Source organism: Blautia sp. OF03-15BH (genome assembly GCF_003463065.1).
Classification (GTDB): Bacteria; Bacillota; Clostridia; order Lachnospirales; family Lachnospiraceae; genus Limivivens.
The window spans coordinates 200,402-225,460 of the sequence record NZ_QSCM01000001.1 but is presented as its reverse complement, the minus strand read 5'-3'; the positions used below and the strand labels follow the sequence as shown (position 1 = coordinate 225,460).

Sequence of the window (25,059 nt, the reverse complement as noted above, 5' to 3'; positions counted from 1 at the left end):
AGCTGTTTTTTCAGCTATGATGAAGGTACATCAAACGACCGAAAAAACGGACGGAAATGGAGGAGGCAATATGAAACTGTATTACGACCAGCCAGCCAGAAACTGGCATGAGAGTCTTCCGCTTGGGAATGGAAGACTGGGTGCCACTGTGTATGGGGGAACCAAAAAAGAAACACTGGCACTGAATGAAGAAACGCTCTGGTCAGGATATCCGGAGAAAACACAGAAAGAACTTCCAGAAGGATATCTTGCCAAAGTACGGGAATTGACAGAAAAAAGAGAGTATCAGAAAGCCTTGGAGTATCTGGAGAATTGTTTTAAAACTTCAGAAGATGTGCAGATGTATATACCGTTCGGTAATCTCTGTATGGAAATGCTGGAGGAAGAAGAAATTTCAGATTACGCCAGAGAACTCTGCCTGGATACAGCAGAAGTGACCGTATCTTATAAAAATCATGGCGCACAGGTAGAAAGAAAGTGTCTGATCAGCCATCCGGCCCAGGTACTGGTTTACCATATCCATTCGGAGAAAGCATTTTCTCTGAAAATTTATGTAGAAGGCGGCTATCCGAAGGAAACCAGCTGTGAAGCGGGTGTTTTAAAAACAAAAGGGCAATGCCCGGGAAGGGTTCCTTTTACCGTAGGTGAGGGCGGTTCTGAAAAGGCAGTACCTGTATTCCCGAAAGAGCCAGAAAAACAGGGTATGTGGTATGAAGGCTGGGGAAAAGCTGTAACAGACGGAGAGACAGAAGAAGCAGGAGATACGCTTATCGTAAAAAATGCGAAAGAGCTGACACTCTACTATGCGATCCGTACCAGTTTTAACGGTTCTGACAAACATCCGGTACTGGAAGGAGTTTCTCCGGTACCGCTCCTGGAAAAAGATTTTTCCTGTACGGAAAAGTCCTATCCGGCTCTGAGAACGGAGCATTTGGTAGAATATCAGAGCTATTATGACCGGGTTCGGCTTTTACTTGGAGAAGAGGAGGACGAGAGAGATCTTCGTCAGCGTCTGCTCGATTTTAAAGACCACCCTGAGGATATAGCCTTAAGCGCCCTTCTTTTCCAGTATGGAAGATATCTTCTGATTGCTTCCTCACGACCGGGGACTCAGCCGGCTAACCTTCAGGGAATCTGGAATGCAGAGCTGGTTCCACCGTGGTTTTCGGATTATACGGTCAATATCAATACAGAAATGAACTATTGGCCGGCCGGCCCCTGTAACCTGGCAGAGATGGGAGAGCCGCTATTAAAACTCTGTAAAGAGATGGCAGCAGATGGAAAAGAAACGGCAGAAAACTATTTCGGTGTCAAGGGAGCCTGCAGCTTCCATAACGTAGATCTTTGGAGAAAGACGACTCCTGCGGATGGAAGAGCTCAGTGGAATTTCTGGCCTCTCGGATATGCATGGCTTTGCAGAAATCTGTATGATCAGTATCTGTTTACGGAAGATAAAGAATATCTGGAAGAAATCTATCCAATCCTGAAGGAAAATGTACGTTTCTGTGTGGAAACGGTTGTTCAGACAGGAAAAGGCTATGCAGCTTCTCCGGCTACTTCTCCGGAAAATGAATTTTTCTTTGAAAAAGAACGGCTGACTGTGGCTCAGTATACAGAAAACGAAAATGCCATTATAAGAAATCTTTTAAGAGACTATCTGGAAGCCAGTCAGCTTCTGGGGATCAAAGATGAATTGACAGAACAGGCAGAACTGGTGAGAGCCCAGATGGTGCCGACTGCTATCGGAAGCGAAGGACAGATTCTGGAGTGGAATGAGGAGTTTGAAGAGGTGGATCAGCACCACCGTCACCTTTCTCACCTTTATGAGCTGCATCCGGGACGTGGAATCACGGAGAAGACACCGGAACTTTATGAGGCAGCAAGGGCCAGTCTTTTAAGAAGAGGAGACGAAGGAACCGGCTGGAGTCTGGCATGGAAGATCCTTATGTGGGCCAGAATGAAAGATGGTGTTCATGTAGGTGAACTTCTGGAGCATATCCTTCATCTGGTGGAACCGGATGAAGCGATGCAGGTGATGGGAGGCGGTGTTTATGCCAATCTGCTCTGTGCCCATCCGCCTTATCAGATCGATGGAAATTTTGGATATACAGCAGGGGTGACAGAAGCTCTGCTCCAGAGTCATGCAGGTGTGATCCATATTCTTCCTGCACTTCCCAGAAAATGGGAAAAAGGTGAGGTGACAGGTCTGAAAGCCAGAGGGGATATCACCGTGGATATCAGCTGGGAAAACGGCAAAGCAGAAGCACAGCTTTATTCCGATACAGATAAGAACATTGTTGTCCGTATTGGAAAAGGAGAAAAGGCAGAGCTTGAACTGAAAGCAGGTATGCTTTATATCCTGGATGGAGAACTGAACTAAAGAGATGAAAATGAGGCACACTGTCATCAATTAAAATGGCAGGTGCCTCATTTTTTTAATGTTTGCTCCGGAAATCGGAGGGCGAAGTGGATTCATATTTCCGGAATACACGGGCCAGCTGTGAGGCACTGTTATATCCGACCTGTCTGGCAATCTCTTCAATGGTGAAGTCTGTATTGATCAACAACTGTTTGGCAGCACGAAGGCGCTCCTGATGAAGACAGAAAAGATAAGACTGACCGATGTGTTTTTTGAAAAGAGTGCAGACATAGTTGGGATGCATTTTTACCGCTTCTGCCAGGTCATCCAGGGAGATATCGTACTGATAATTTTTTCGGATATATTCCAGGAGCTGCTGGATCTGAGCATCGTTTCCGGAACTCTGATGGTCGGCGGTCTGCTGAAGTGTCTTTTTCACAGAAGAGAGCGCCTGGAAAATTTCATCTGCAAGCCCGAAAAAATCTTCTTTACCGGAATAGACAGCCTGTCTGTCTTCTGGAAGAGAGAGTTCCACACTTTCCAGGTAAAGAGAAATATTATGGAAGAAACTGCTGAAAACAGACTTCGGCGAAAGACCCTCCAGAGAAACGGAACAGTTGTTTTTGATGTATTCCCGCAGAAGCTCCTGGGCTTTTTTCGGATCTTTTTCCGTAAAAATATGGACACAATCCTGATAAGTGAGCAGAGAAAATCCAGTCAGGTCAGAGTCTTTACCGAAACTTTTTTCATAAAAGATCCTCTGAACGGCATTGCTGTACAGATTGTGGAGGGATTTGTAGGAATTGGAACTGATACTGATTCCAATATAAAAATCCGGCGAGGTGCCAAGTTCTGCCAGTTTTCGCTTCAGTCCTGTGGATTTTACGGAAAAATGTTCGTGGTTACAGATGGCAGCAATCTGTTTCCGGTCAGGGAGCAGGAAGGTGTGGCAGACATCGTAATAGCGGCTGAAGATTTCCTGAAATACCGCCTCAGAGCCATTCTGCCCGGACAGCTCAGAAAAAGAAAGGACAATAGCCGTAAAATAGGTATACGGAAAGAGCTGCTGAATCTGTTCGGAGGAAGAGATCAGCTCAGTGGGAGAAAGATCATAAAGCATCATATTCCGGAGCTCCAGAACCGAAGAGCGAAGGTGCGCCTGTTCTGCCTGGGTCTTTTTGACCTGGGCTTTTTCGATGGTTTCCTTCAGCTGGTTTTCATCGATGGGTTTCAGAATGAAATCAGTGACCTGATAGCGGATGGCTTTTATCGCATAGTCGAAATCCGCATGGCTGGTGAGGATGGCAATGGCGATATCCGGAAACCGCTCCCGGATATGCTGGACCAGGGTGAAGCCGTCCATAACGGGCATACGGATATCCGTCAGGATCAGATCCGGCGTGAAATTTTTCAGAAGTTCCAGGGCCTGGGGGCCGTTGGAAGCGGTGGCGATATCCGTTGGAAAAGAAAGCGCCAGATCTTCCTCGATCATCATGCGAACGCCGTTCAGAACAATTCTCTCATCATCTACGATTAAAATACGAAACATTTCAATTCTTTCCTTCCTAAAAATGATTTTTTATGGTAATGACGGTGCTGGTGTAAATGCCGTCACAGGTCATGCAGATGGAAGCGTTTCCGTGGAAAAAGATCAGGAGACGTTCACGAATATTGCTTAAGGCCATGCCATTGCGGTTGCCGTGGAAATTTTCCGGTTCCAGCTGACCGGAGAGCAGGTCGTTGACTTCTTTGAGTCGCTCCTCCGTGATAGGAAGGCCGGAATTGGAGACCTTCAGTGTGACGGTTCCTTCTGCCCGGATGACGGAAACCAGGAGACGGCAGGTTTCCAGGGAATTGGAGGCTCCATAGATGATGGCATTTTCCAAGAGAGGCTGGAGGATGAAGGAGGGCAATTCCATGGAAAGGAGCTCTTCATCAATGGAAAACTCGTATTCCAGTCGCTCGTCGAAGCGGATCTTCTGGATGTTCAGGTAATGGGATGCGATCTCTACTTCATCTTTTAAGGTGACGGCCTTGGGAGAGATGGAAATGGAGTATCGGATCAGGGCGGAGAGGGAAAAGATCATGGAGGCTACTTCCCGGTCTTTATTCTGCAGGGCAGTCATCCGGATGGCCTCCAGCGTTCCGTAGATGAAATGAGGGTGGATCTGGCCCTGAAGCGCCTGATAGCGGGCATTCTGGCTCAAAAGCTCCATTTTCTGCACCTTACTGATAAGTGAGGTATTCTCGGTGATCATCTCATTATAGGCATTGATGAGAAGAGCCAGCTCGTCGCTGTCCGCCCGGTATTTGGGATCCGGCTGATAGGAAGCCAGGTTATCCGTGTCCGAGTGGCGGATAAAGGAAGAAAAATCCAGAATCCGCTTGGAAAGAGAAGCCACGGAGGAGAAATAAATCAGAATGAGGAGCAGGAGAAATACGATTACAATACTGATGACCGTGAGGATCACTTTCCCTCCGGCTGCATTAAGATCATTCAGGTTTCCGGTACGGATCAGGCAGAAATGAAGCTCCGGAATTTTGAGTCGGTTCTCATAGGTCTGTTTCCAGTAATTCATCTCGTAGCCATTTTGAATTTCAGAGTAAGAGATGGAAGATTTCATCTGCTCGTCTGTGGAGTAAATAGGAGCATTATTGTGATATAGAGTGATGGAGGAATCCGGATTTCCCACCATGCTGTCCAGCAGTTCAAAGTAGTCAGAAAAAATCTGTGGAGATATTTTGATCTCAATATAGCCGATGACTTTGGCATAATTGTAGGCGTAAAATTTCTGATAGCGATAGATCGAAGGAAAGGCTCTTTTTTCATCCATGACAACCCGCCAGACGGATTCCTGCGGTTTGGAGGAGAGGAGCGCGTCCAGTTGTTCGTCTTCTAGCGGAATGTTTTCCATTTTTTCAAAAGGCGTCGAGTAGAGAAGGATCGGGCTGTCGCTATAGATCTTGATTCCGGAAAGATAGGGGCTCATGGAATAGAGGCTGCCGCAGAAGGTGCGGATGTTTTTTTCAAGGGAATAGAGCATTTCCGGTTTATCCGAGTAGTAATCGAGGTAGTAAATGATCTCCGTATTGCTTTCCAGGGCAGTGATGGCGTTGGAGGTGGCGTTCAGTGAGGTCTCCAGCGAGGAGAGGGATTTTTCCATGCTGATCTGCTGGGCAGTGAGAAGATTGTCCACATAAAAGTAATTCATGGCCTCGATGAAGATCAGCCACCCCACAATAACCGGGATCAGGATCAGCAGGAGAAAACGCATGCTGAATTTATACAGGAAAGAAGATTTTGGAATTTGGTATTTTTTCATAAAAAAACCTCGCATTTTGCTGAATATCAATCAAATTATATCATAAAAAATAAAAAAAGTCGCGGGGCATTTGGAAGATTTTCTGATATAGTAGCAGTAATAAGAGGTACCAGGAGGGTTGAAATGAAAACGATAGAAATTGAGGAAAATGGATTGCATATCCTGTTTCGGGTTAAATCCGGCAATGGCAACAATGACCAGGTACCGGAGAAGAATCCGCAGGCCGAATGCGGATGATGAAAAATTAAATGTAGTATTTAATGATTACATGAACTGTCTGGATGGAGATCCGACAACGGAAAGAGAACTACCGATGATTGATCGGGCGGCAGAGCTGGGTTGCGAATATTATTGCATGGACTGCGGCTGGTATGATGACGGATTCTGGTGGGACCGGGTAGGAGAATGGAAGGAGTCAAAAACAAGATTTCCCGATGGTGGTATGAAAAGGATCTGTGATTATGCTCACAGCAAAGGAATGAAGATGGGACTCTGGCTTGAAATCGAGGCTATGGGTACCCAGTGTGAGCTGGCAGCGCAGCTTCCGGATGACTGGTTTGTGTGCAGACATGGGAAACGTCATGTGGATAATGGCAGATATCTTCTGGATTTTCGGAATTCGGAGGTCAGAAAATATTGCCGGGATGTGGTGGATCGGCTGATACGCGATTATGGCGTAGAATATTTTAAAATCGATTACAATGTGACGATGGGATATGGAAGCGACTATAAAAGCGACAGCTGTGCGGCAGCTATGAGAGATCATTATGAGTGTCTGTATCGCTGGTATGAAGAAATTTTCCGGGATTATCCGGAACTTGTTATTGAAAACTGTGGTTCCGGTGGACAGCGTATGGATTATGGCCTGCTGAAGCTTCTGAGCCTGCAGTCTACCAGTGACCAGACGGATGTCACCTGCAATGCCAATATTGCCTGTAATGTAACCAGTGCTGTGACACCAGAGCAGGGAGGCATGTGGGTTTATCCTTACGAGGATGAAGAAGAGCATGTTATCTACAACATGGTAAACGGGCTTCTGCTGCGCCCGTATATGAGCGGCCAGGTCTGGAAATTAGGCGAAAAATCCATGGATCTTTTAAAGGAAGGAATTGCTTTATATAAGGAAATCAGAGAAGAAGTCCGGGAGGGAGTGCCAGTATTTCCACTAGGCTTTGGTACACTGGAGTCAGATGTTCTGGCTTATGGGATAGATACAGGAAGAAATCTTTATCTTTCTGTCTGGACATCAGGGACAGATGAAGCGGAAATTTTATTGAACAGCCCGGAAGAATTTGCGGACGTTTTTGTGCTCTATCCAAGAGAGGAACGATGCAACTGTCGTTTGGAAAAAGACAGGCTTATTGTGAAAATGCTGCAGAAAAAAGCAGCGCGTTTGCTGAAACTGACCAGAAAGGTCTGATATAAAATTGTACGCCTTACCTTCATTCCTTGTTGGTAAGGCGTTTTTTTTGTGTTTTTGGTCCATTGTAAACCTGAAAAAAACATGGTATCCTAAGCGTGTTCAAGAACAAAAGAAAGAGTGATTTTTCATGAAGAAATTATGTATATTTGATCTGGATGGCACGCTTGCCAGCACGTTGGAGTCTATGGCTGTAGCAGCCAACCGGGTATTAAGAGAGCTGAATCTGCCAGAACAGCCCACAGAAAGTTTTAAATATTTCGCCGGAGACGGAGCGAAAGAGCTTTGCCGGCGCTGTCTTCGGGCTGCCGGAGATATGGAGTGTGCCCATTATGAAGAAATGTACCGGAAATACCGGGAATATTTCAGTGAGACCTGCATGTACAAGGTCGTTCCTTATCCGGGGATCCCGGAGCTTCTGGAAAAGCTGAAGGAAGCAGGCATCCGGATCACGGTTCTTTCCAATAAACCACATGCCCAGGCAGTGGATGTGGTGGAGACACTTTTTGGGAAAGGCTATTTTGATGCGGTACAGGGACAGACCGACAGCGTTCCGAGAAAGCCTTCACCCATCGGTGCCAACCGTCTGGCAGAGCTTTTTCAGGCAGAAAAAAAGGACTGCCTTTATATCGGAGATACTGCTACCGATATGGAGACTGGAAAAGCAGCAGAAATGGAAACAGTAGGCGTTCTCTGGGGCTTCCGTGACAGAAAAGAACTGGAAGAAAGCGAAGCCTGTCATATCGCAGCGAAACCGGAAGAAATTTTTCAGTTTGCTGTAGAAAAGGAGACAGAACGATGATAAAACTCATTGCAAGTGACCTGGATGGAACGCTTCTTTTAAATCATGCCCAGTCTTTAAATCCCGGTACCGCAGAGCTGATCCATGAGCTGACAAAGCAGGGACGGATCTTTGCGGCAGCCAGCGGTCGGCAGTATCCGAATCTTTACCGTCTGTTTCATGGCGTGGAGGATGAGATCGCCTATATTTGTGAAAATGGTGCGCTGGTCATGTACCAGGGTCAGGTCATCGACAAGCATATCATCGACCGGGAACTGGGACAGAAGATCATGAAGATCATCCTGGAGCACGGGGATACGGAGCTTCTTCTTTCCGGAATGAATACCTGCTATGTGCAGCCAAAGGATCCGGCTTATGCGGAGCATCTGATCCATGTGGTGAAAAATAACGTCACCGTGGTGGATGACATTTTCAAGGTGGAAGAGCCTTACATCAAGATTTCTCTCTATGAAAAAGACGGCGCTCAGCATTACGAGGAGTGGGTGGAACGCTTCAAAGGGCTGATTCGTGTCGTGACCTCTGGAATGGAGTGGCTGGACACGATCCAGGACGGCGTGGATAAAGGTTCGGCCATCCGGGCACTGGAAAAACAGTTCAACGTCAGACCGGAGGAGATCATGGCTTTCGGTGACAATTACAACGATCTGGAGATGCTTTCAGAAGTGAAAAACGGTGTGGCTATGGAAAATGCCCCCGAAGCGGTGAAGAAAATCTGTCCTTACCGTACCGCTCTTGTTGAAGATACCTTACGGGAGATCCTGGAGGGAAAATATGATTAAACTGGTTGCTTCTGATATCGATGGAACTCTGGTGCCGGAGGGAACCACCAGCATTGATCCGGAATTCTATGAGATCATCCGGAAACTGAAGAAAAAAGGAATCCTTTTTGCAGGAGCCAGCGGCCGGCAGTACAGCAGTATGCGGGCACTTCTGGATCCGGTTTTTGACGATATCATTTTCATTTCCGGAAACGGAACCAATATCATGCGGAAGGGCGAAAAACTCTACTCCATGGGAATGAACCAGGCAGATGTGGCGAAGCTCATCGTCTACATGCGGACGCTTCCGGACTGTATTTTTACGGCATCTACTCTGGACGGGATCTATTATGAACAGCAGGACGAGGATTTTGAGCGGCTTCAGATGGAAGGCTATCACAATCAGATCCATCTGGTAAAAGATGTGACGAAGGAGCCGGTGGAGATCCAGAAGCTGGCCCTTTACCGGAAAGCCGGTATCGCGGCGATTGGGGACGCTGTAGAGGCAAGGTGGAAGGACACCTTCCGGGTGTTCCAGGCAGGAGAGTGCTGGATCGATTTCGTGGATCCGGCGGCAGACAAGGGAAATGCGCTGAAAGAACTTCAGAACATCCTGGGGATCAAAAAAGAAGAAACCATGGTATTTGGTGACAATTTCAATGACATCGACATGTTTCAGCAGGCAGGAGCGAGCTATGCCGTGACCAGTGCCGCTGAAGAAGTGAAAAAGGCCGCAAAATATGTGGCGCCTTCTTATGAAGAAAATGGTGTTTTGGGAATTTTAAAGAAACTTGCAGAAGAGCAGGAATGATCCAGAAGAGAATCTGGATCAGATCAAACAGCCCGCAGGCTCATTCACAGAAATGTGAGTGATACCTGCGGGCTGTAAATGGTTGTGCAGCTGTTTCGTAATGATCGGAGTGGAGTGCTGATCTACGCCTGCCAGACAGAAGAGCCAGGACAGATATTATCCGAAATAGAAGAGGACGATATCTCTGGCAAGACCCAGCAGCAGAAGATGAACCGGGTAAAACCAGTAGAAGAAATATTTCATTTTTAAGTTTCCTTTTTCTCCGTTATAAAGAAGAACGGGGATGAATGCCAGCGGTGCGGTGAGTTCATACTGCATGATGAGAGCACCGGCAAGACACTGGATCGGACGGGCGTAACGCACCAGAAACAGAGTGCAGATAAGGAAAACGCCTCTTGCACCGTAGTCAGTCTTAAAGAGCCATCCCAGATAAACACCGGCAGCCATGATGAGAAACTGCAGCCAGTCATTCCGGAAACGGTCAGCCAGTACCATGACCAGCATACCGAAAAACAGAGTGAAAAACACATTTTGCTTGTTCGGATAAAACCAGTGATTGTAGATCGCATAGTCAAAAGGAATCTCGGAAATCAGTACAAAAATCCCAAGCCGCAGCAGATATTTCATTTTGTTACGGGTATGCAGGAAACCCTCTACCAGAAGAAAACAATAGATAGGAAAGGCAATACGCCCGATATAGCGGATCAGGCGGTAGAGCAGGAGCATGTTCTGGTAAAGAACGGCATCTGCCTTGACGGCAGGAAGTCTTAAAACCGCCTGCCCCATGACAGTGGCTCCGAAATGGTCAATGAACATAGTGATGACGGCAATGAGTTTTAAAGAACTGGAAGTAAACACCCGGTACGGGGCAAGTTTTTCCATCATGGATAAGATCCTCCTGGAGAAATCGAATTTGTCGGGTCGGAACAATATTTCTGAAGAACAGGCTGCACCTGATTGGTTGTCTGTGTGTTTGACGGAGAAGCAGTACATTCTGACCCTGACTGTAATAGTATAGCAGACAAGCCTTTAAAAGAAAAGAGGTGGACAAAAAAACAGGACTTCCCTTGAGGGAGTCCCGTTTTTTCGTTCATGCAAGCATGCCTCACATTTTTGTCGAAAAGCTGCTTGGCTCTGAAAAGTTACAAGTTATTTTGCAAGGAGCATCAGGATCTCGTTGCTTCTGGCGATGAACTTGGTCATTTCGTCCGGATTCAGCGGTTTGTGGCTTAAAAGAGCCAGATCATAGAGCTGTTCACAGAACATGGGAACATTCTCGGAGTCCTTGTGCTCAAAGATGTACTGAACCAGTTTGTTGTTGGCGTTCAGGACCAGAGTCTCTGTACTTCCGAACATGGAGGGATCCATGCCTGCCATACCGTACATCTTCATCATATCCTGCATTCTGCGGCTTTCCTCAGAAAGAGTAACCATAGAAGAGATGTTCTCATTCTTCAGTTTTTCTACTTTGACCTCCAGTTTGTCTTTGCCAAGAGCTTTCCGGAAGAGTGCAGTCAGAGTATCGGTCTCATCCTTCAGCTCGTCGGCGGAAACTTCTTCCTTGAAGTCATTGGTCACATCTGCATCGATACGCTGGAAATGAATGTTTTCCTTCTCTTTCTCACGCTCGATATGAGTGATGAAAGCAGAATCAATGTTGTGCTTCAGGATAACAGCATTCATACCCTGCTCACGGAACATGTTGATATACTGGCTCTGCTGGATCTCATCGGTCACATAGTAGATGATAGTCTGCGGCTTCTTCTCATCCTCTTTTTTCTCAGCAGAATCAGCAGCTTCCTCTGTTTTTTCTTCCTCAGCCGGTTTTACGGATGCGATGTAATCCGGAAGAGTGAAGTACTTGCCGTTCAGATCTTTCAGAAGGGTGTAATCCAGGACCTTCTCACTGAATTTCTGCTCTTTGATGCAGCCGTATTTGATGAACGGGCTGATGTCATCCCAGTATTTCTCATAGTTTTCACGGTCGGTCTTGCACATGCCGGTGAGCTTATCTGCAACCTTTTTAGTAATATAATCGGAAATCTTCTTAACAAAACCATCGTTCTGAAGTGCACTTCTGGAAACGTTCAGCGGCAGATCCGGGCAGTCGATCACTCCTTTTAAGAGCATCAGGAATTCCGGGATGACTTCTTTGATGTTGTCGGCGATGAATACCTGGTTGTTGTAGAGCTTGATGGTTCCCTCGATGGAATCATACTCGGTATTGATCTTCGGGAAGTAAAGGATACCTTTCAGGTTGAAGGGATAATCCATGTTCAGATGGATCCAGAACAGGGGCTCTTTATAATCCATAAAGACCTTGCGGTAAAACTCTTTGTACTCTTCAGCGGTACATTCGTTGGGATGTTTGGTCCACAGCGGATGAATATCACTGATGGAAACCGGACGCTTGTTGATCTTCACCTGATCTTTGGCCGGAGAGATCTCAACGGTTTCTTTCTCACCGTTCTCGTTCTCTTTTTCCTCAGTCTTTGCGTCTTCGTGGATGTGCTCAACAACCACATCATCGTCACGAAGCTCGCTCTCGTCGATGGTCTCATACTCCTGAGGCGCATTTGCCTTGCTCAGAAAGATCTCAACAGGCATGAAGGAACAGTATTTTTCCAGAACCTCGCGCACACGGTACTCATTGGCAAACTCTACGCTCTCTTCGTTGAGGAAAAGAGTGATCTCGGTACCAACGGTCGTCTTGTTTCCTTCACCGATGGAATACTCGGATCCGCCGTCGCACTCCCAGTGAACGGGTTTTGCACCTTCCTTGCAGGAAAGCGTATCAATGTATACATCATCGGCAACCATGAAAGCAGAATAGAAGCCCAGTCCGAAATGACCGATGATCTCATCGTTGTTTGCTTTGTCTTTGTATTTTTCCAGGAAGTCGGTAGCTCCGGAGAAAGCGATCTGTGTGATGTATTTCTCCACCTCATCTTCATCCATACCAAGACCGTTATCGATGAACTTCAGGGTTTTGGCATCCGGATCGCAGATGACTTCGATCTTTGCTTTGTAATCATCCGGGAAAGTGTACTGCCCCATTGCTTCCAGCTTTTTCAGCTTGGTAATGGCATCACAGCCGTTGGAAACCAGCTCACGGACAAAAATATCATGGTCAGAATAGAGCCATTTTTTTATGATCGGAAAAATATTTTCACTGTTAATGGATAAATTACCGGTTTTACTCATATGAAACACTCCTTTTTTTATCAATCGGCGGGCCGTTTCGTGTACCGATACCGTTCCGGCCCCTGCTGTTTCTCAGTGTAATACCATTCCCGTGAAAAGTCAAGAGAAAATTAGCACTCAAACGAGGTGAGTGCTAACAAGTTTATGTAAAGAATGTAAATTTTTTATAAAGTTGTAAAAGGGATCCCGTGTTTCCGGAAAAATACGGCTGCCAGTTCATCCCAGAGCTGGGAAAGCGTCTGATCCAGAGTGAAGGTTTTCAACGAAACACCGGTGGTGACGGTAAGCTTCTGACCATCGTAGAGAACGTTGAAAAAGAGACCTCCGATCTCTTCCGGCCGGAGTGAAAGATGGTTCTGCTGGATCAGTTTTTCTACATTTTTCGGGGCGAGAGCGAAGACGATCTTCATGGCCAGAGGTGTCTTCTTTCCTTTAATAAGAGAGAGCGCGAAGGGACGCAGCTGTTCCCAGAAGGAGTAGGTACAGAGCTCTGCCGTTTCCTGTTCCTCTTCATCATAGGAAAAGTAGTCCTTATGTAAATGTCCATCAATAAAAAAGGTATTAAAGGTCGTGATAGAAGCCTCCGCCAGAAGAAAACGGTCGAAGGTAGTAGATAAGAGAAGATGGGACATGAAACCTTTCACATCCTGGATCTGAAATGCACGCATGGATAAAACCTCCGGAAAAAATCATTTCCTATATCATAGCCCGAATCAGGAAATTTGACAATGAAAAAGTTTTTTTGAAAAAACTCTTTTCAAACAGACAGGGATATGCTATGATGAGGTAGTATTAAAAACTATGTTTCGTGATAGTTCAGAACATAATAATCCACATTTGGAGGAATGATATATGAGTTTCAGAGTAGTGATTGACAGCTGTGGTGAGCTGACAGATGAGATGAAAGCAAGTGGCTGTTTTAAGGCAGCGTCTCTTATGTTACAGGTGGATGATCATAATATTATAGATGATGAATCCTTTGACCAGGCAGATTTCCTGAGGAGAGTGGCAGCCAGCCCGAACTGTCCCAAATCCTCCTGTCCTTCACCGGAGGCTTACCGGTCCGCTTTTGACTGCGATGCAGATCACATTTTCGCAGTTACCTTATCAGCGAAGCTCAGCGGTTCCTATAACAGTGCCGTTCTGGGAATGAATCTTCTGAAAGAGGAAAAACCGGACGCAAAGATTTATGTATTTGATTCCCGTTCTGCATCCGTTGGTGAGACTCTGATCGGTCTTAAGATCCAGGAATGTGAGGAACAGGGACTTTCTTTTGAAGAAATCATTGAGAAAGTGGAGGCTTATATCGACAGCCAGATGACCTGGTTCGTGTTGGAAAATCTGGAAACATTAAGGAAGAATGGTCGTTTAAGTAAAGTAAAGGCTTTTGTGGCAACGGCTCTCAGAATCAAACCGGTGATGGTATCTACTCCTGAGGGAGAAATCGCACAGTTGGATCAGGCCAGAGGAATGAACAAGGCTTTGGTACGTATGGTGGACAGCATTGTGGAGAAAGTCAGCAACCCAGAGCAGACACTCATCGCCATTTCTCATTGTAATTGTCCGGAACGTGCCCAGATGGTGAAAGAAACCCTGATAAACAGGCTTCATCCAAAGGGAGTACTTGTCCTGGATACCGCAGGAGTCAGCAGCATGTATGCCAATGATGGCGGAATTATTGTGGTGGCTTGATTTTTATGATGCTAGGGTCAAAAGGTCAAAAAGCTGTTCATGCTTGCATGATAAGGCTTTTGAACTTGGGACCCGCCAAACATGAGAAAGTAGCGATTTACGTAGTAAATCAGCGGATTTCGAATGTTTATAGAATTGCGGGAGTTGCTTTGCAGCGGAGCAATTCGTAGGCATCAGTTGGGGGCAAAAGACCTTTTGACCCCAACATCATTTTTATGTAAAAAGTACATGCATTTTTCACAAATGTATTGTATAATAGGGAAAATGGCTGTGACGGAGAACGGCACTGCCAGGAAAGACTTTACAAGGAGTGGAAAAAATGAGCCAGGCAAAAGTAGACAAGTATAAGGAGCAGAAAAAGAACCGCGACAAGATCATGAAGCGTGAGAAGAGGGAGCGTATCATCGCGGAAGTGATCGTCTGTGTGGTTGTAGTTGCTCTTATTGCATGGGCAGGTTATTCTTTTTACCAGAATCACAAGCCGACGGTAGTGAATACGTATTCCGTAGACAGTACAGCACTGGATGACTATATGTCAGAGATGAATGCAGAGACAGAGCCAGCAGAGACTGAGAACGGCACAGAGGCTGCAGAGTCTGAGGCTGAGAGCGAAACAGAGGCTGCATCTGAAGAAGCAACAGAAACAGCTGCTGAAACGGAAAGCGTAGCTGAGACAGAGACCGTATCAGAATAAGAAAATAAGAAAGAACAGAGACCTCTCGTTGAAGACGATTCAGCGGGAGGTCTTTTTCTGCTATCTGATGAAATTGCAAACAGGAAGATGGCGTACTTTTTGTGATTTATGGAGGAAAATCTATTTTTAATGGTTCATCAGTGTTTTGATGTCTTCTTCCGGTGTGGTGACAGGTGCTATACCGTAATTTTCCACCAGAAAGTTCAGAATATTCGGAGACAGGAATGCCGGAAGAGAAGGACCAAGACGGATGTTTTTGATACCCAGGTGCAGAAGGGTCAGCAGGATACAGACTGCTTTCTGCTCATACCAGGAGAGAACGAAGGAAAGCGGAAGCTCATTTACGGAACATCCAAATGCATCCGCAAGGGCTGCAGCAACCTGGATCGCACCATAGGCATCATTACATTGGCCCATATCCATCAGTCGTGGCAGCCCGCCGATCTCGCCCAGATCGAGATCATTGAAACGGAATTTGCCGCAGGCCAGGGTGAGGACGATGCTGTCAGAAGGTGTCTGTTTCACAAATTCTGTATAATAGTTTCGACCCGGTTTGGCCCCATCACAGCCGGCAACCAGGAAGAAATGGCGGATCGCGCCTGATTTTACGGCTTCTACTACAGTACCTGCATGGGACAGGATCGCTGCATGACCAAAACCGGTTGTCACTTTTGTACCGCCGTTGATGCCAGAGAATCTCTGATCTTCTTTGTAACCACCCAGTTCCAGTGCTTTTTCAATAACTGGTGTGAAATCTTTTTTCTCGTTGATATGAACAGCACCCGGGAAAGCCACCACTTCTGTTGTAAACACTCTGTCAGCATAGCTGTTTTTTGGGGGCATCAGACAGTTGGTGGTGTAGAGGATCGGGGCTGGAAGATGATCAAATTCTTTTTGCTGATTCTGCCATGCAGTTCCGAAATTTCCCTTTAAGTGAGAGAATTTCTTTAAGAGTGGATAGGCATGGGCAGGAAGCATTTCACCATGTGTATAGATGTTGATTCCTTTTCCCTCTGTCTGTTCAAGCAAAAGCTGCAGGTCTTTCAGATCATGTCCGGTCACGACAATAAAAGGTCCTTTCTCTACAGTGAGTGTAACATCGGTTGGTTCTGGTGTTCCATAAGTTTCTGTATTTGCCTTATCAAGAAGTGCCATGCACTTCAGGTTGATTTCTCCTACTTTCAGTACCGTAGGAAGCAGTCTTTCCACGGTTTCTTCATAACCGATCTTAAATAATGCTTCGCAGAAGAAGCGGTTCACTTCGGTATCTTCATAATTCAGAACATTTGCATGATAGGCATAGGCAGCCATTCCGCGGATCCCGAAAAGAATAAGAGACTTCAAAGAGCGGATATCTTCGTCAGCATTCCACAGCTGCTGCATATCGTATTCATCTGTTCGGCCGCAAGGTGACTGACAGTTGCTGCAGTCAGGAACCAGGCTTTCTTTCTCAGCTCTGACCTTTTGTATCATAGTTTTGATTGCTTCATCATCAAAACTCACATTTGTAACGGTAGTAAAAAGTCCTTCAATTATGACCTGTCCGGTTCTTTTGGAAATAGTTTCTGCGCCATCGACAGCTCTTGCAAGACCGATCAAGGCGCCCGTCAGTTCATCCTGTAATCTGGCGGTATCTGCCTTTTTTCCACAGACACCGGCATTTCCTGTGCAGCCGGTACATCCGACGGTCTGTTCACACTGAAAACAAAACATTTTCTTATCCATTTGTCTATTCTCCTTTTATTCCAATATTTTTCCATCAATGCTTATCGTTACAACCTGCCAGGGAATGAATTTTCCACTGTTTTGAAGCGCTTTTCTGGCTGCCATCTCCAGACCGCCGCAGCACGGAACTTCCATTCTTACGATCGTTACGCTTTGAATGTCGTTATTTTGGATGATTGCAGTCAGTTTCTCACTATAATCCACCTGATCCAACTTAGGACAGCCGATTAATGTCACCTTATTCCGGATAAAATCCTGATGAAAGCTTGCGTAAGCGTAAGCAGTACAATCGGCTGCGATCAAAAGTTTTGCACCGTTAAAATAGGATGCACTGACAGGTGCCAGTTTGATCTGTACGGGCCAGTTCTGAAGTTTTGATACCTGATCTGCGGTTGAAGATGGTTTTACGGCTTCCGGTGTTACCGGCCGCTGGATCTGCATGCTTTTAGATCCGGGACAGCCGGTATGTGCAGACATTGCCTGTTTTTTGGCAAATAGTTTCTTCTGCGCTTCTTTTACCGCTTCTTCATCATATTCAGGCGCTTCCCTTTCTTCAAAAGAAATGGCACCTGTAGGACATTCCGGGAGACAGTCGCCCAGTCCGTCGCAGAAATGCTCTCTTACCAATTCTGCTTTTCCGTTAATGATATCAATGGCACCTTCATGACAGGCATCTGCACAGGCACCGCAGCCGTTACATTTTTCTTTATCGATCCGGATAATCTTTCTTATCATGTTTACCCTCCGTCAGCAATCTTTTACTTTTGTTTCTGCTGACATTATAGTATGATAAATACAACTTGTATGTTTGATTTCCAACAGGAGGAATGATTTTGAAAAAATATTTATCAGTCCTAAGAAACAGCCCTTTCTTTAAAGGCCTTTCGGATAACGAGATAGTATCTATCCTGCATTGTGTAAATGCAACAACCACTTTCAAAGAACGAGACTCTTATATTTTCAGAGCAGGAGATTCTACCGAAGTAATGGGACTTGTGGTGTCCGGCTGTGTTCTTGTTATTCAGGAAGATCTCTGGGGGCATCGGAATATTCTGTCTAAATGTCATGTCGGTGATTTTTTTGGTGAGCCGTACGCAGCAAGCCCAGGAGCTGTTCTGAATATCAGTGTGGTGGCAGATGAGGATTGTGAGATTATTTTTTTAAATGTCCAGAGGCTTCTGGTTTCCTGCCCAACTGCATGCGAACATCATCAGAAGCTGATCCGCAACCTGGTCAGTGTCCAGGCAGACAAGATACTGACTCTTAACGATAAAATCACGCATGTTGGCAAGCGAACGACCAGGGATAAACTGTTATCATATCTGTCTGCAGAATCCACCAGACATTCATCTCTGTCCTTTGATATTCCCTTTGACCGTCAGCAGCTGGCAGATTATCTGTGCATTGACCGTGCGGCAATGTCTGCAGAAATATCAAAATTGCAAAAAGAAGGCTTTATAAAAACAAAAAGAAACCATTTTGAATTGACTGTCTAAACGCAGTCACGAAAGTGGATTGCGAATGTCCGTTTTACATGGTTTCGTCTCTGAAATAAAAATGTGACATACATCACGGAAAAGGATAAACTTTTTCATTATAATGCAAAAGGAAAGCAAGACAGAAGTGGTTTATTATCAAAGACTGCAAAAGTTATGCCAGCGAGGTTGAGACAATGGGACAGATAACAATCAGAGAACTGGAGAATATGGATTTTTTTAAAGAAATCCCAAAGGATATTCTGCAGAATCTGCTTAATGAAAGTAAAGTTGTTTCCTATAAGAAAAAAGAAGTGATATTTCATTCACGCAGCAGAACGAAGACAGTATATTTTGTGTATTCTGGTGAGGTGATGCTTTACAATCTGACCAAGCACGGAAATCGAAAGGTGATTTTTATCCTGGGAAAAGGACGGCTTTTAAATCAGAGTATTGTAAGCAAAAAGCCAAACGCACTTTTTTGTGAAGCTGCCTGTCCGGTGCAGGTAATGGAGATTGCAGAAAAAGAATTTCTTCATCTTATGGAGCAGAGTCATGCTTTAACAAGAGCTGTTCTGAGAGAATATGAAAGAAATCTCTGGCGAATGGGTCATCAGTTAAAAAATACGACCGGAAACATGCAGATGGAGCGAAAAATAGCTGCAAAATTGTGGAAGCTGGGTCGTGATTTTGGCATAGATACGGAAGACGGGAAGATGATAGATATTGATCTTACGATTACCTTGATGGCGGATCTGGTTGGAGCGCCAAGAGAAAATGTATCTCGTGCCTGTAAGGTTCTAACGGACAGAGGTCTGATCCGTTATGGTAATAAGCGATTTACACTGATAAATTTTGAAGGTCTTGCGGAATTTTACAAAATGTGATCATGAGAAAGGAGTATTTGATGGGAAAACGATTCAACAGTGATGAGAAGCAGAAGATTTTTGAAATTTTGCAGGAATCCTATGATGTGTATGGACCGAAAATTTACCGGGGAACCGGCTGTTTTTCAGATACAGATGTAGTTCGTTACGGACGGCTGAACAGTTGGGAAGAACTTGTCTGGAACCAGAAGTCGGATTACAGTTTTAAGGAAGTGCTATTTCCGGTCTCAGAGACGATTCTTTATTTTACGGAGAATGAGATGAAAACAGCAGACGGAGCAGCAAGGCAGAGATTGATTTTTTTGAAAAGCTGTGATTTTCATGCGTTGAGACGTCTGGATGAGATGTACCTGAAAAACGGTGCAGAGGATTATTATTACAGAAGGATGCGGGAAAATACAGTTTTTGCTGTGATGGGTTGCAAGGAATCCGGCAAAAATTGTTTTTGTGTAAGTATGGGTACAAATCGTTGCGAAGAATATGATATGTATATTTTTCAAGATGAAAAGGGCTGTTACATGGAACTGGGATGTAGAGAGCTGGAAGAACTATTATGGGATTATGGGCAGAATGTTCAGGAGAAGCTGACTTTTGTAGAAAAGAATGAAATCCATGTAGAGGTTCCGGAGAAACTTCCGGATACCATTCATCAGGATTCCATGTGGCAGGAATATGGAAGCCGCTGTATTAGCTGTGGTCGCTGCAATTTTGTCTGTCCGACATGTACCTGTTTTACTATGCAGGATATTTTTTATAAAGACAATCCAAAGGCTGGAGAGCGACGCCGCGTATGGGCTTCCTGCCAGGTGGATGGATATTCTGACATTGCCGGTGGTCACAGCTTCCGTCAGAGCCAGGGCGAAAGAATGCGTTTTAAAGTATTACATAAAATTTCAGATTATAAGAAAAGATTTGGATACCATATGTGCGTTGGCTGCGGACGTTGTGAAAATGTCTGTCCGGAGTATATTTCCTATATTGCATGTCTTCGGAAACTGAAAGAAAAGGAGGAAAAATAAGATGACAAATGAATATATTCCTTTCTTATCTAAGATAAAAGAAATTGTAAAGCATACAGAGACAGAATATACATTCCGTATGACATATGTAGGTGAAGTAAGACCAGGACAGTTTTTTGAAGTTTCTATTCCCAAATATGGAGAGGCGCCGATTTCTGTCAGTGGCATAGGAGAAGATTCTGTTGATCTGACGATACGTAAGGTTGGCAAGGTAACCGGAGAAATTTTTGAACTGAATGAGGGAAGCAGCTTTTTTATGCGTGGTCCTTATGGAAATGGGTTTGAAAAGAAGAATTATCAGGGAAAAGAACTGATTGTGATAGCTGGTGGAACAGGAGTATCTCCTGTGAGAGGAGTGATCAGCTACTTTGGTGAGCATCCGGATGAAGTGAAAAAATTACATACGATCCTGGGATTTAAATCTCCGTCAGATATTTTATTCCGTGATGATCTGAAGAGATGGGAGCAGCAGATGGATATGATCCTGACGGTGGATTCATCCGATGATCCTTCTTATAGAACCGGGCTTGTTACAAAATATATTCCGGAACTTGAACTTGATAATATTCATGAGACTGCAGCTATTGTTGTCGGACCGCCGATCATGATGAAATTTGCAGTAGCAGAGCTGTTAAAGCTGGGAATGAAAGAAGAACAAATCTGGATCTCACAGGAAAGAAAAATGTGTTGTGGACTTGGTAAATGTGGCCATTGCCGAATGAATGACACCTATATTTGTCTGGATGGTCCGGTATTCTGTTATTCAGAAGGTAAAAAACTGTTTGATTAGGGAGGAAATCGTAATGGATATCAATACAAAGAAACTGAAGAAAAATGCCTTCCGTGTATCAAAGGTCCGTGGGCTTACGGCTTCCAGAGTGCGTGTTCCGGGAGGCTGCTGTAATGCAGATGTTATGCAGCAGGTGGTAGATATTTCCAGAAAATATGGAAACGGCCAGATCCATCTTACCACACGACAGGGATTTGAAATCGAAGGGATCCATCTGGAAGATATGGATAAAGTTAACGAGATGCTTCAACCGATTATTGATAATCTCCATATCAATCAAATGGTTCCAGGTGCCGGATATCCTGCATCAGGAACCAGAAATGTCTGTGCATGTATCGGAAACAGAGTTTGCCCTTTTGGAAATTATAATACAGCAGCTTTTGCAAAGAGAATTGAAAAGGCTATATTTCCTAATGATCTTCATTTTAAAATTGCACTTACAGGTTGTGCCAATGACTGTATCAAGGCGAGAATGCATGATTTTGGAATTATTGGTATGACAGAGCCACAGTATGATCCTAACCGTTGTGTTTCCTGTGGCGCTTGTGTAAAAGGCTGTGATAAGCTTTCGGTGGATGCATTAAAGATGGAAAACTACCGGATCGTGCGCAATGAGGAAAAATGTGTAGGATGTGGAGTCTGCGTGACAAAATGTCCAACCAGAGCATGGACCAGAAGCACAAAAAAATACTATCGTCTGACACTTATGGGACGAACAGGAAAGAAAAATCCACGTCTGGGAGAAGATTTTCTGATCTGGGCAGATGAAGACACCATCATCAAAGTAATCCTGAATACCTATAAATTTGTGAAAGAATATATTGATCCAAATGCGCCTGGCGGTAAGGAACATGTGGGATATATTATAGACCGTGTGGGTTTTGCAGAATATAAAAAATGGGCTTTGGATGGTGTGGAGCTTCCACCGGAAACAATCGTGAAAGATAATATTTACTGGAGCGGAATACATTACAGATAATTTCAGGGCAGTTATGTAGATATAATATACCTTGAACGCAGATAAGCATTCCACCGCTTCAAGTGCGCGGAGCACTAAGCGGCGGGTGAGGGGGGGATGCTTCTGTCAGTGGGAGTTGAAAGCTCCCACTGACAGATCGCGAAGCGACTGCGTTCATGAGCAAGTAGCGAAGCGGATTGCGAATGTCCGCTTTACTCAATTTTCTCTTGTCTGGGGTTCACACAAAAGCAAGGAGAGGCAGGTAAATATGAGACAGGAAAATAGAGAAATCAAAGAGTTTAATGAAATCATAGAAGTTATGAAAAATTGCGATGTGTGCAGATTGGCACTTAACGATGATGAGTATCCGTATATTTTACCATTGAATTTTGGAATGGAAATAGTCGATGGAAAAGTTAACCTGTATTTTCACAGTGCGCTTGAAGGTTATAAAGTAGACCTTATTAAAAAAGATAACAGAGCGTCTTTTGAAATGGATTGTAAACATCAACTCCAGTATTTTGAGGAAAAAGGCTATTGTACAATGGCATATGAAAGTGTGATTGGCAGAGGGCAGATTAGAATTCTTGATGAAGAAGAAAAAATGGATGCATTAAAGAAACTTATGGCTCATTATCATAAGGGAAAAGATGTTTATTTTAATCCGGCAGCAATTTCCAGAACACTGGTATATGTTCTGGAGGTAGAAAAAATAACAGGGAAAAGAAAGAAACCGAAGTAATCTGATTATAAAAGCCGATTTCCATGATATCGAGATCGGAGATTATTCCATAAGCTGGAATCTAAATGGTGGAGATGCTTTTGCAATCAGTGAAGAGTCAGTTCATGAAGCTGGATGTATTCATACATCGCAAGGACTAGAATTTGATTATACGGGTGTCATTATTGGTGATGATCTGCGATATGAAAACGGGAAAGTGATTACAGACTACACAAAACGTGCAAAGACCGATAATTCTTTGAAAGGAATAAAAACACTAGCAAAGAAAGATAAAGAAAAAGCGAATCAGGTTGCAGATGAAATTATAAAAAATACATACAGAACACTCATGACAAGAGGTATGAAGGGATGTTATGTATATTGCACAGATACTGCCTTGGCACAATATTTTAAGAAACTGTTAAAACAAAAATGATAAAGGGGTAAAAGTTTATGAAGGAAAAAACAATAGAGTTTATTATTAAAGACACTTTTATATTTAAAAAGAACAGTTCCTGGTGTTGAATCTAAAGAAACGGAGATTACTGCAAGGAGAAATATGACATACACAAGCACATATCAGTCACCGTTGGGCGGTATTCTGCTGGCAGCAGATGAAATTGGGCTTACGGGGCTATGGTTTGAGGGACAGAAGTATTTTGCCAATACACTTCCGAAGGAAAGAATTTCGGAGGAGACGCAGGTGCTCGCTGAGGCGAAAAAGTGGCTGGATCTTTATTTTTCTGGAGAAAAACCGGATTTTACGCCGCCGCTTCATCCTGCAGGTTCTCCGTTCCGACAGGCCGTGTGGAAGATTTTGCTAGAGATTCCATACGGGCAGACAACTACATACGGAGAGATTGCAAAACAACTGGCGGCTATGCAAAACACGTCTTCCATGTCTGCCCAGGCTGTAGGCGGGGCGGTGGGACACAACGAGGTTTCCATTATTATCCCTTGCCATCGTGTGGTGGGAACGAACGGTAGCCTGACGGGTTATGCAGGGGGGATGGATAAGAAAATTGCTCTGTTGGAGCTGGAGCATACGAATAAGAAAGGCTTCTTTGTTCCGAAGAAAGGAACCGCACTTTAAGAAATTCTTGCAGTCCGCGGATTTCTGTGATAATCTAATACCAAATGGACAGGAAAGGAGCACACAATGAGCTGGAAAACAACAACACTTCATCTGATGAAAGGTAACGTTTTCGCTGTTTACAGGGATAGTGCGCTCTTTTTCAGGTAAACAGTTTATAATAAACGGACAAAAAGCAAGCACTGTCTCCTGATTAAGATATCTTATCAATATTTTAAAAAGGAGATTTTTTATGTCAAAAAAACAAATCAATAAGCTGTATCTTTTAACTGCTGTGGGATATTTTCTGCCGGCAGGTTCCTCCTGGGTGGCTCTTCTGGCGCTGAGAGGTTTTTCTGTTCTGGAAATCGGACTGCTGGAAAGTATTTTTCATATCGTGAGCTTCTGTTTTGAACTGCCATCAGGTGTGATAGCCGATGTGTTTGGGCGGAAAAAGACCCTCGTACTCAGTCAGGTGATGATGCTTTTGTCTGGGGGACTCATGATCCTGTCAGACAGTTTTGGAACCGTGGCACTGGCCATCAGCAGCAGCGCCCTCAGTTATAATCTTGCCTCCGGAACGCGGGAGGCTCTGGCTTACGACAGTCTTAAGAAAGACGGGAATGAAGACTCTTATAATCGATTTTCATCAACAGAGATGATGTTCTATCGTATCACGCAATCTGCGGCTACCTTATGTGCAGGGCTTGCACTGTGGCTGGGTTATCGGAAGGCCTATGCTCTGGATCTGTTGTTTTGCCTTGTCGCCCTTTTCATTGCAGGCAGCCTTCAGGAGGTCATGGAAGATACGAAGACAAAAAACAACAGCAGCAGGGAACAGCTTTTTGAGGTTGTAAAAGAAAGCTGGACCTTTCTTCGCTCAAATAAGAGAGCAAGAACTATCATGATTACAAATGCGCTGATCGGCGCAGTATCAACGCTGGTATTGTTTTTCCTGCAGGCGAAACTTCCTCTTGCGGGACTTGACGGTGCTCTTCTCGGACCGGCCCTGTTTGTGATGGGGCTCGGCGCGGCAGCAGGCGCAAAAATATCGCAGTATTTTTCCGACTGTTCTTATGTCAGAATGCTGCTGGCAGGCGGAGCAGGGGTGCTGTTTGCCTTTGGGATGACTTTTACGGGGAGACCTTATCTTATGATTCTGGGCGGTTTTGTCGGCGCTCTGTCCGATGATTTTTTGGAAGTGCGGACAGATGTACTGTTAAATGAGATGATCCCATCGGGGCAGAGGGCAACACTGATATCGGTAAATTCCTTTTTGTTTTCCATGGTAATGATCGTAATGTCAGCACTGATGGGCTGGATTATGGGGTAAAACTATTGTCGGGATT

At 44.7% G+C, this 25,059-nt stretch carries 23 protein-coding genes; 16 read left to right on the top strand and 7 right to left on the bottom strand.

Translation table 11 applies throughout. From position 1 onward, the window contains the following. Positions 1 to 70: 70 nt before the first annotated feature. Positions 71 to 2,380, top strand: coding sequence for a glycoside hydrolase family 95 protein (locus DXA57_RS01075; protein ID WP_158571205.1), 2,310 nt, complete (start codon positions 71 to 73; stop codon positions 2,378 to 2,380). Positions 2,381 to 2,435: 55 nt separating this feature from the next. On the opposite strand, the gene DXA57_RS01070 is transcribed toward DXA57_RS01075, so the two are convergent. Both DXA57_RS01070 and DXA57_RS01065 read right to left on the bottom strand, forming a co-directional pair. Further along, a complete protein-coding gene (locus DXA57_RS01070) occupies positions 2,436 to 3,908 on the bottom strand; it encodes a response regulator (protein ID WP_117764055.1) in 1,473 nt (490 codons plus the stop codon). A 16-nt stretch (positions 3,909 to 3,924) separates the two neighbouring features. After that, entirely contained in the window at positions 3,925 to 5,682 is a 1,758-nt protein-coding gene (locus DXA57_RS01065; RefSeq protein ID WP_158571204.1) for a sensor histidine kinase, read from the bottom strand. 184 nt (positions 5,683 to 5,866) lie between these two features. On the opposite strand from DXA57_RS01065, the gene DXA57_RS01060 reads away from it, so the two are divergent. From DXA57_RS01060 to DXA57_RS01045, 4 genes are all read left to right on the top strand, one after another. Further along, on the top strand, positions 5,867 to 7,102 hold the full coding sequence (locus DXA57_RS01060; protein WP_158571203.1) for a glycoside hydrolase family 36 protein: 1,236 nt from the start codon (positions 5,867 to 5,869) through the stop codon (positions 7,100 to 7,102). Positions 7,103 to 7,232: 130 nt separating this feature from the next. Then, the gene (locus tag DXA57_RS01055; RefSeq protein WP_117764052.1) at positions 7,233 to 7,904 is read left to right on the top strand and encodes an HAD family hydrolase; all 672 of its coding nucleotides are present in this window, start codon (positions 7,233 to 7,235) and stop codon (positions 7,902 to 7,904) included. Next, positions 7,901 to 8,683, top strand: a complete 783-nt coding sequence (locus DXA57_RS01050) for an HAD family hydrolase (protein ID WP_117764051.1) — start codon at positions 7,901 to 7,903, stop codon at positions 8,681 to 8,683. The genes DXA57_RS01055 and DXA57_RS01050 overlap by 4 nt, the downstream gene beginning before the upstream one ends. Next, entirely contained in the window at positions 8,676 to 9,473 is a 798-nt protein-coding gene (locus DXA57_RS01045) for an HAD family hydrolase (protein ID WP_117764050.1), read from the top strand. Before DXA57_RS01050 ends, DXA57_RS01045 begins: the two co-directional genes overlap by 8 nt. Before the next feature lie 156 nt (positions 9,474 to 9,629). Here the strand turns inward: DXA57_RS01045 and DXA57_RS01040 are convergent, their stop codons facing one another. From DXA57_RS01040 to DXA57_RS01030, 3 genes are all read right to left on the bottom strand, one after another. Next, positions 9,630 to 10,358: a TraX family protein gene (locus DXA57_RS01040; protein WP_243005674.1), complete on the bottom strand. Its 729-nt coding sequence runs from the start codon at positions 10,356 to 10,358 to the stop codon at positions 9,630 to 9,632. Between the two features lie 264 nt (positions 10,359 to 10,622). Then, on the bottom strand, positions 10,623 to 12,677 hold the full coding sequence (gene htpG, locus DXA57_RS01035) for a molecular chaperone HtpG (RefSeq protein WP_117764049.1): 2,055 nt from the start codon (positions 12,675 to 12,677) through the stop codon (positions 10,623 to 10,625). 164 nt (positions 12,678 to 12,841) lie between these two features. Further along, entirely contained in the window at positions 12,842 to 13,345 is a 504-nt protein-coding gene (locus tag DXA57_RS01030; RefSeq protein WP_117764048.1) for a DUF5721 family protein, read from the bottom strand. A gap of 184 nt (positions 13,346 to 13,529) precedes the next feature. Between DXA57_RS01030 and DXA57_RS01025 the strand changes: the two genes are divergently transcribed. Both DXA57_RS01025 and DXA57_RS17275 read left to right on the top strand, forming a co-directional pair. After that, positions 13,530 to 14,369, top strand: coding sequence for a DegV family protein (locus DXA57_RS01025; protein ID WP_117764047.1), 840 nt, complete (start codon positions 13,530 to 13,532; stop codon positions 14,367 to 14,369). A 319-nt stretch (positions 14,370 to 14,688) separates the two neighbouring features. Further along, positions 14,689 to 15,063: a hypothetical protein gene (locus tag DXA57_RS17275; protein WP_199612645.1), complete on the top strand. Its 375-nt coding sequence runs from the start codon at positions 14,689 to 14,691 to the stop codon at positions 15,061 to 15,063. Positions 15,064 to 15,189: 126 nt separating this feature from the next. On the opposite strand, the gene hcp is transcribed toward DXA57_RS17275, so the two are convergent. Then, positions 15,190 to 16,788: a hydroxylamine reductase gene (hcp, locus tag DXA57_RS01015; RefSeq protein WP_117764046.1), complete on the bottom strand. Its 1,599-nt coding sequence runs from the start codon at positions 16,786 to 16,788 to the stop codon at positions 15,190 to 15,192. Positions 16,789 to 16,803: 15 nt separating this feature from the next. Continuing rightward, entirely contained in the window at positions 16,804 to 17,523 is a 720-nt protein-coding gene (locus DXA57_RS01010; protein WP_117764045.1) for a 4Fe-4S binding protein, read from the bottom strand. 92 nt (positions 17,524 to 17,615) lie between these two features. On the opposite strand from DXA57_RS01010, the gene DXA57_RS01005 reads away from it, so the two are divergent. The 9 genes from DXA57_RS01005 (at position 17,616) to DXA57_RS00965 (ending at position 25,043) form a co-directional block, all read left to right on the top strand. Further along, complete coding sequence (locus DXA57_RS01005; protein WP_330423168.1) at positions 17,616 to 18,284, top strand: Crp/Fnr family transcriptional regulator; 669 nt, start codon at positions 17,616 to 17,618, stop codon at positions 18,282 to 18,284. Positions 18,285 to 18,460: 176 nt separating this feature from the next. Beyond that, entirely contained in the window at positions 18,461 to 19,150 is a 690-nt protein-coding gene (locus DXA57_RS01000; RefSeq protein WP_117764043.1) for a Crp/Fnr family transcriptional regulator, read from the top strand. Between the two features lie 20 nt (positions 19,151 to 19,170). Further along, positions 19,171 to 20,169 carry an anaerobic sulfite reductase subunit AsrA gene (gene asrA / locus DXA57_RS00995; protein WP_117764042.1) on the top strand — a complete coding sequence of 333 codons (999 nt, stop codon included), beginning with the start codon at positions 19,171 to 19,173 and terminating at the stop codon, positions 20,167 to 20,169. Position 20,170: 1 nt separating this feature from the next. After that, the gene (gene asrB / locus DXA57_RS00990; protein ID WP_117764041.1) at positions 20,171 to 20,959 is read left to right on the top strand and encodes an anaerobic sulfite reductase subunit AsrB; all 789 of its coding nucleotides are present in this window, start codon (positions 20,171 to 20,173) and stop codon (positions 20,957 to 20,959) included. Positions 20,960 to 20,972: 13 nt separating this feature from the next. Next, complete coding sequence (gene asrC, locus DXA57_RS00985) at positions 20,973 to 21,938, top strand: sulfite reductase subunit C (protein ID WP_117764040.1); 966 nt, start codon at positions 20,973 to 20,975, stop codon at positions 21,936 to 21,938. Between the two features lie 247 nt (positions 21,939 to 22,185). Continuing rightward, on the top strand, positions 22,186 to 22,659 hold the full coding sequence (locus tag DXA57_RS00980) for a pyridoxamine 5'-phosphate oxidase family protein (RefSeq protein ID WP_117764039.1): 474 nt from the start codon (positions 22,186 to 22,188) through the stop codon (positions 22,657 to 22,659). Position 22,660: 1 nt separating this feature from the next. After that, positions 22,661 to 23,074 (top strand): DNA/RNA helicase domain-containing protein, encoded by a 414-nt coding sequence (locus DXA57_RS00975; protein ID WP_330423178.1) that lies wholly within the window; start codon positions 22,661 to 22,663, stop codon positions 23,072 to 23,074. Between the two features lie 123 nt (positions 23,075 to 23,197). Beyond that, positions 23,198 to 23,731 carry a methylated-DNA--[protein]-cysteine S-methyltransferase gene (locus DXA57_RS00970; protein ID WP_117764038.1) on the top strand — a complete coding sequence of 178 codons (534 nt, stop codon included), beginning with the start codon at positions 23,198 to 23,200 and terminating at the stop codon, positions 23,729 to 23,731. Between the two features lie 232 nt (positions 23,732 to 23,963). Next, the gene (locus DXA57_RS00965; RefSeq protein WP_117764037.1) at positions 23,964 to 25,043 is read left to right on the top strand and encodes an MFS transporter; all 1,080 of its coding nucleotides are present in this window, start codon (positions 23,964 to 23,966) and stop codon (positions 25,041 to 25,043) included. Positions 25,044 to 25,059 lie beyond the last annotated feature (16 nt).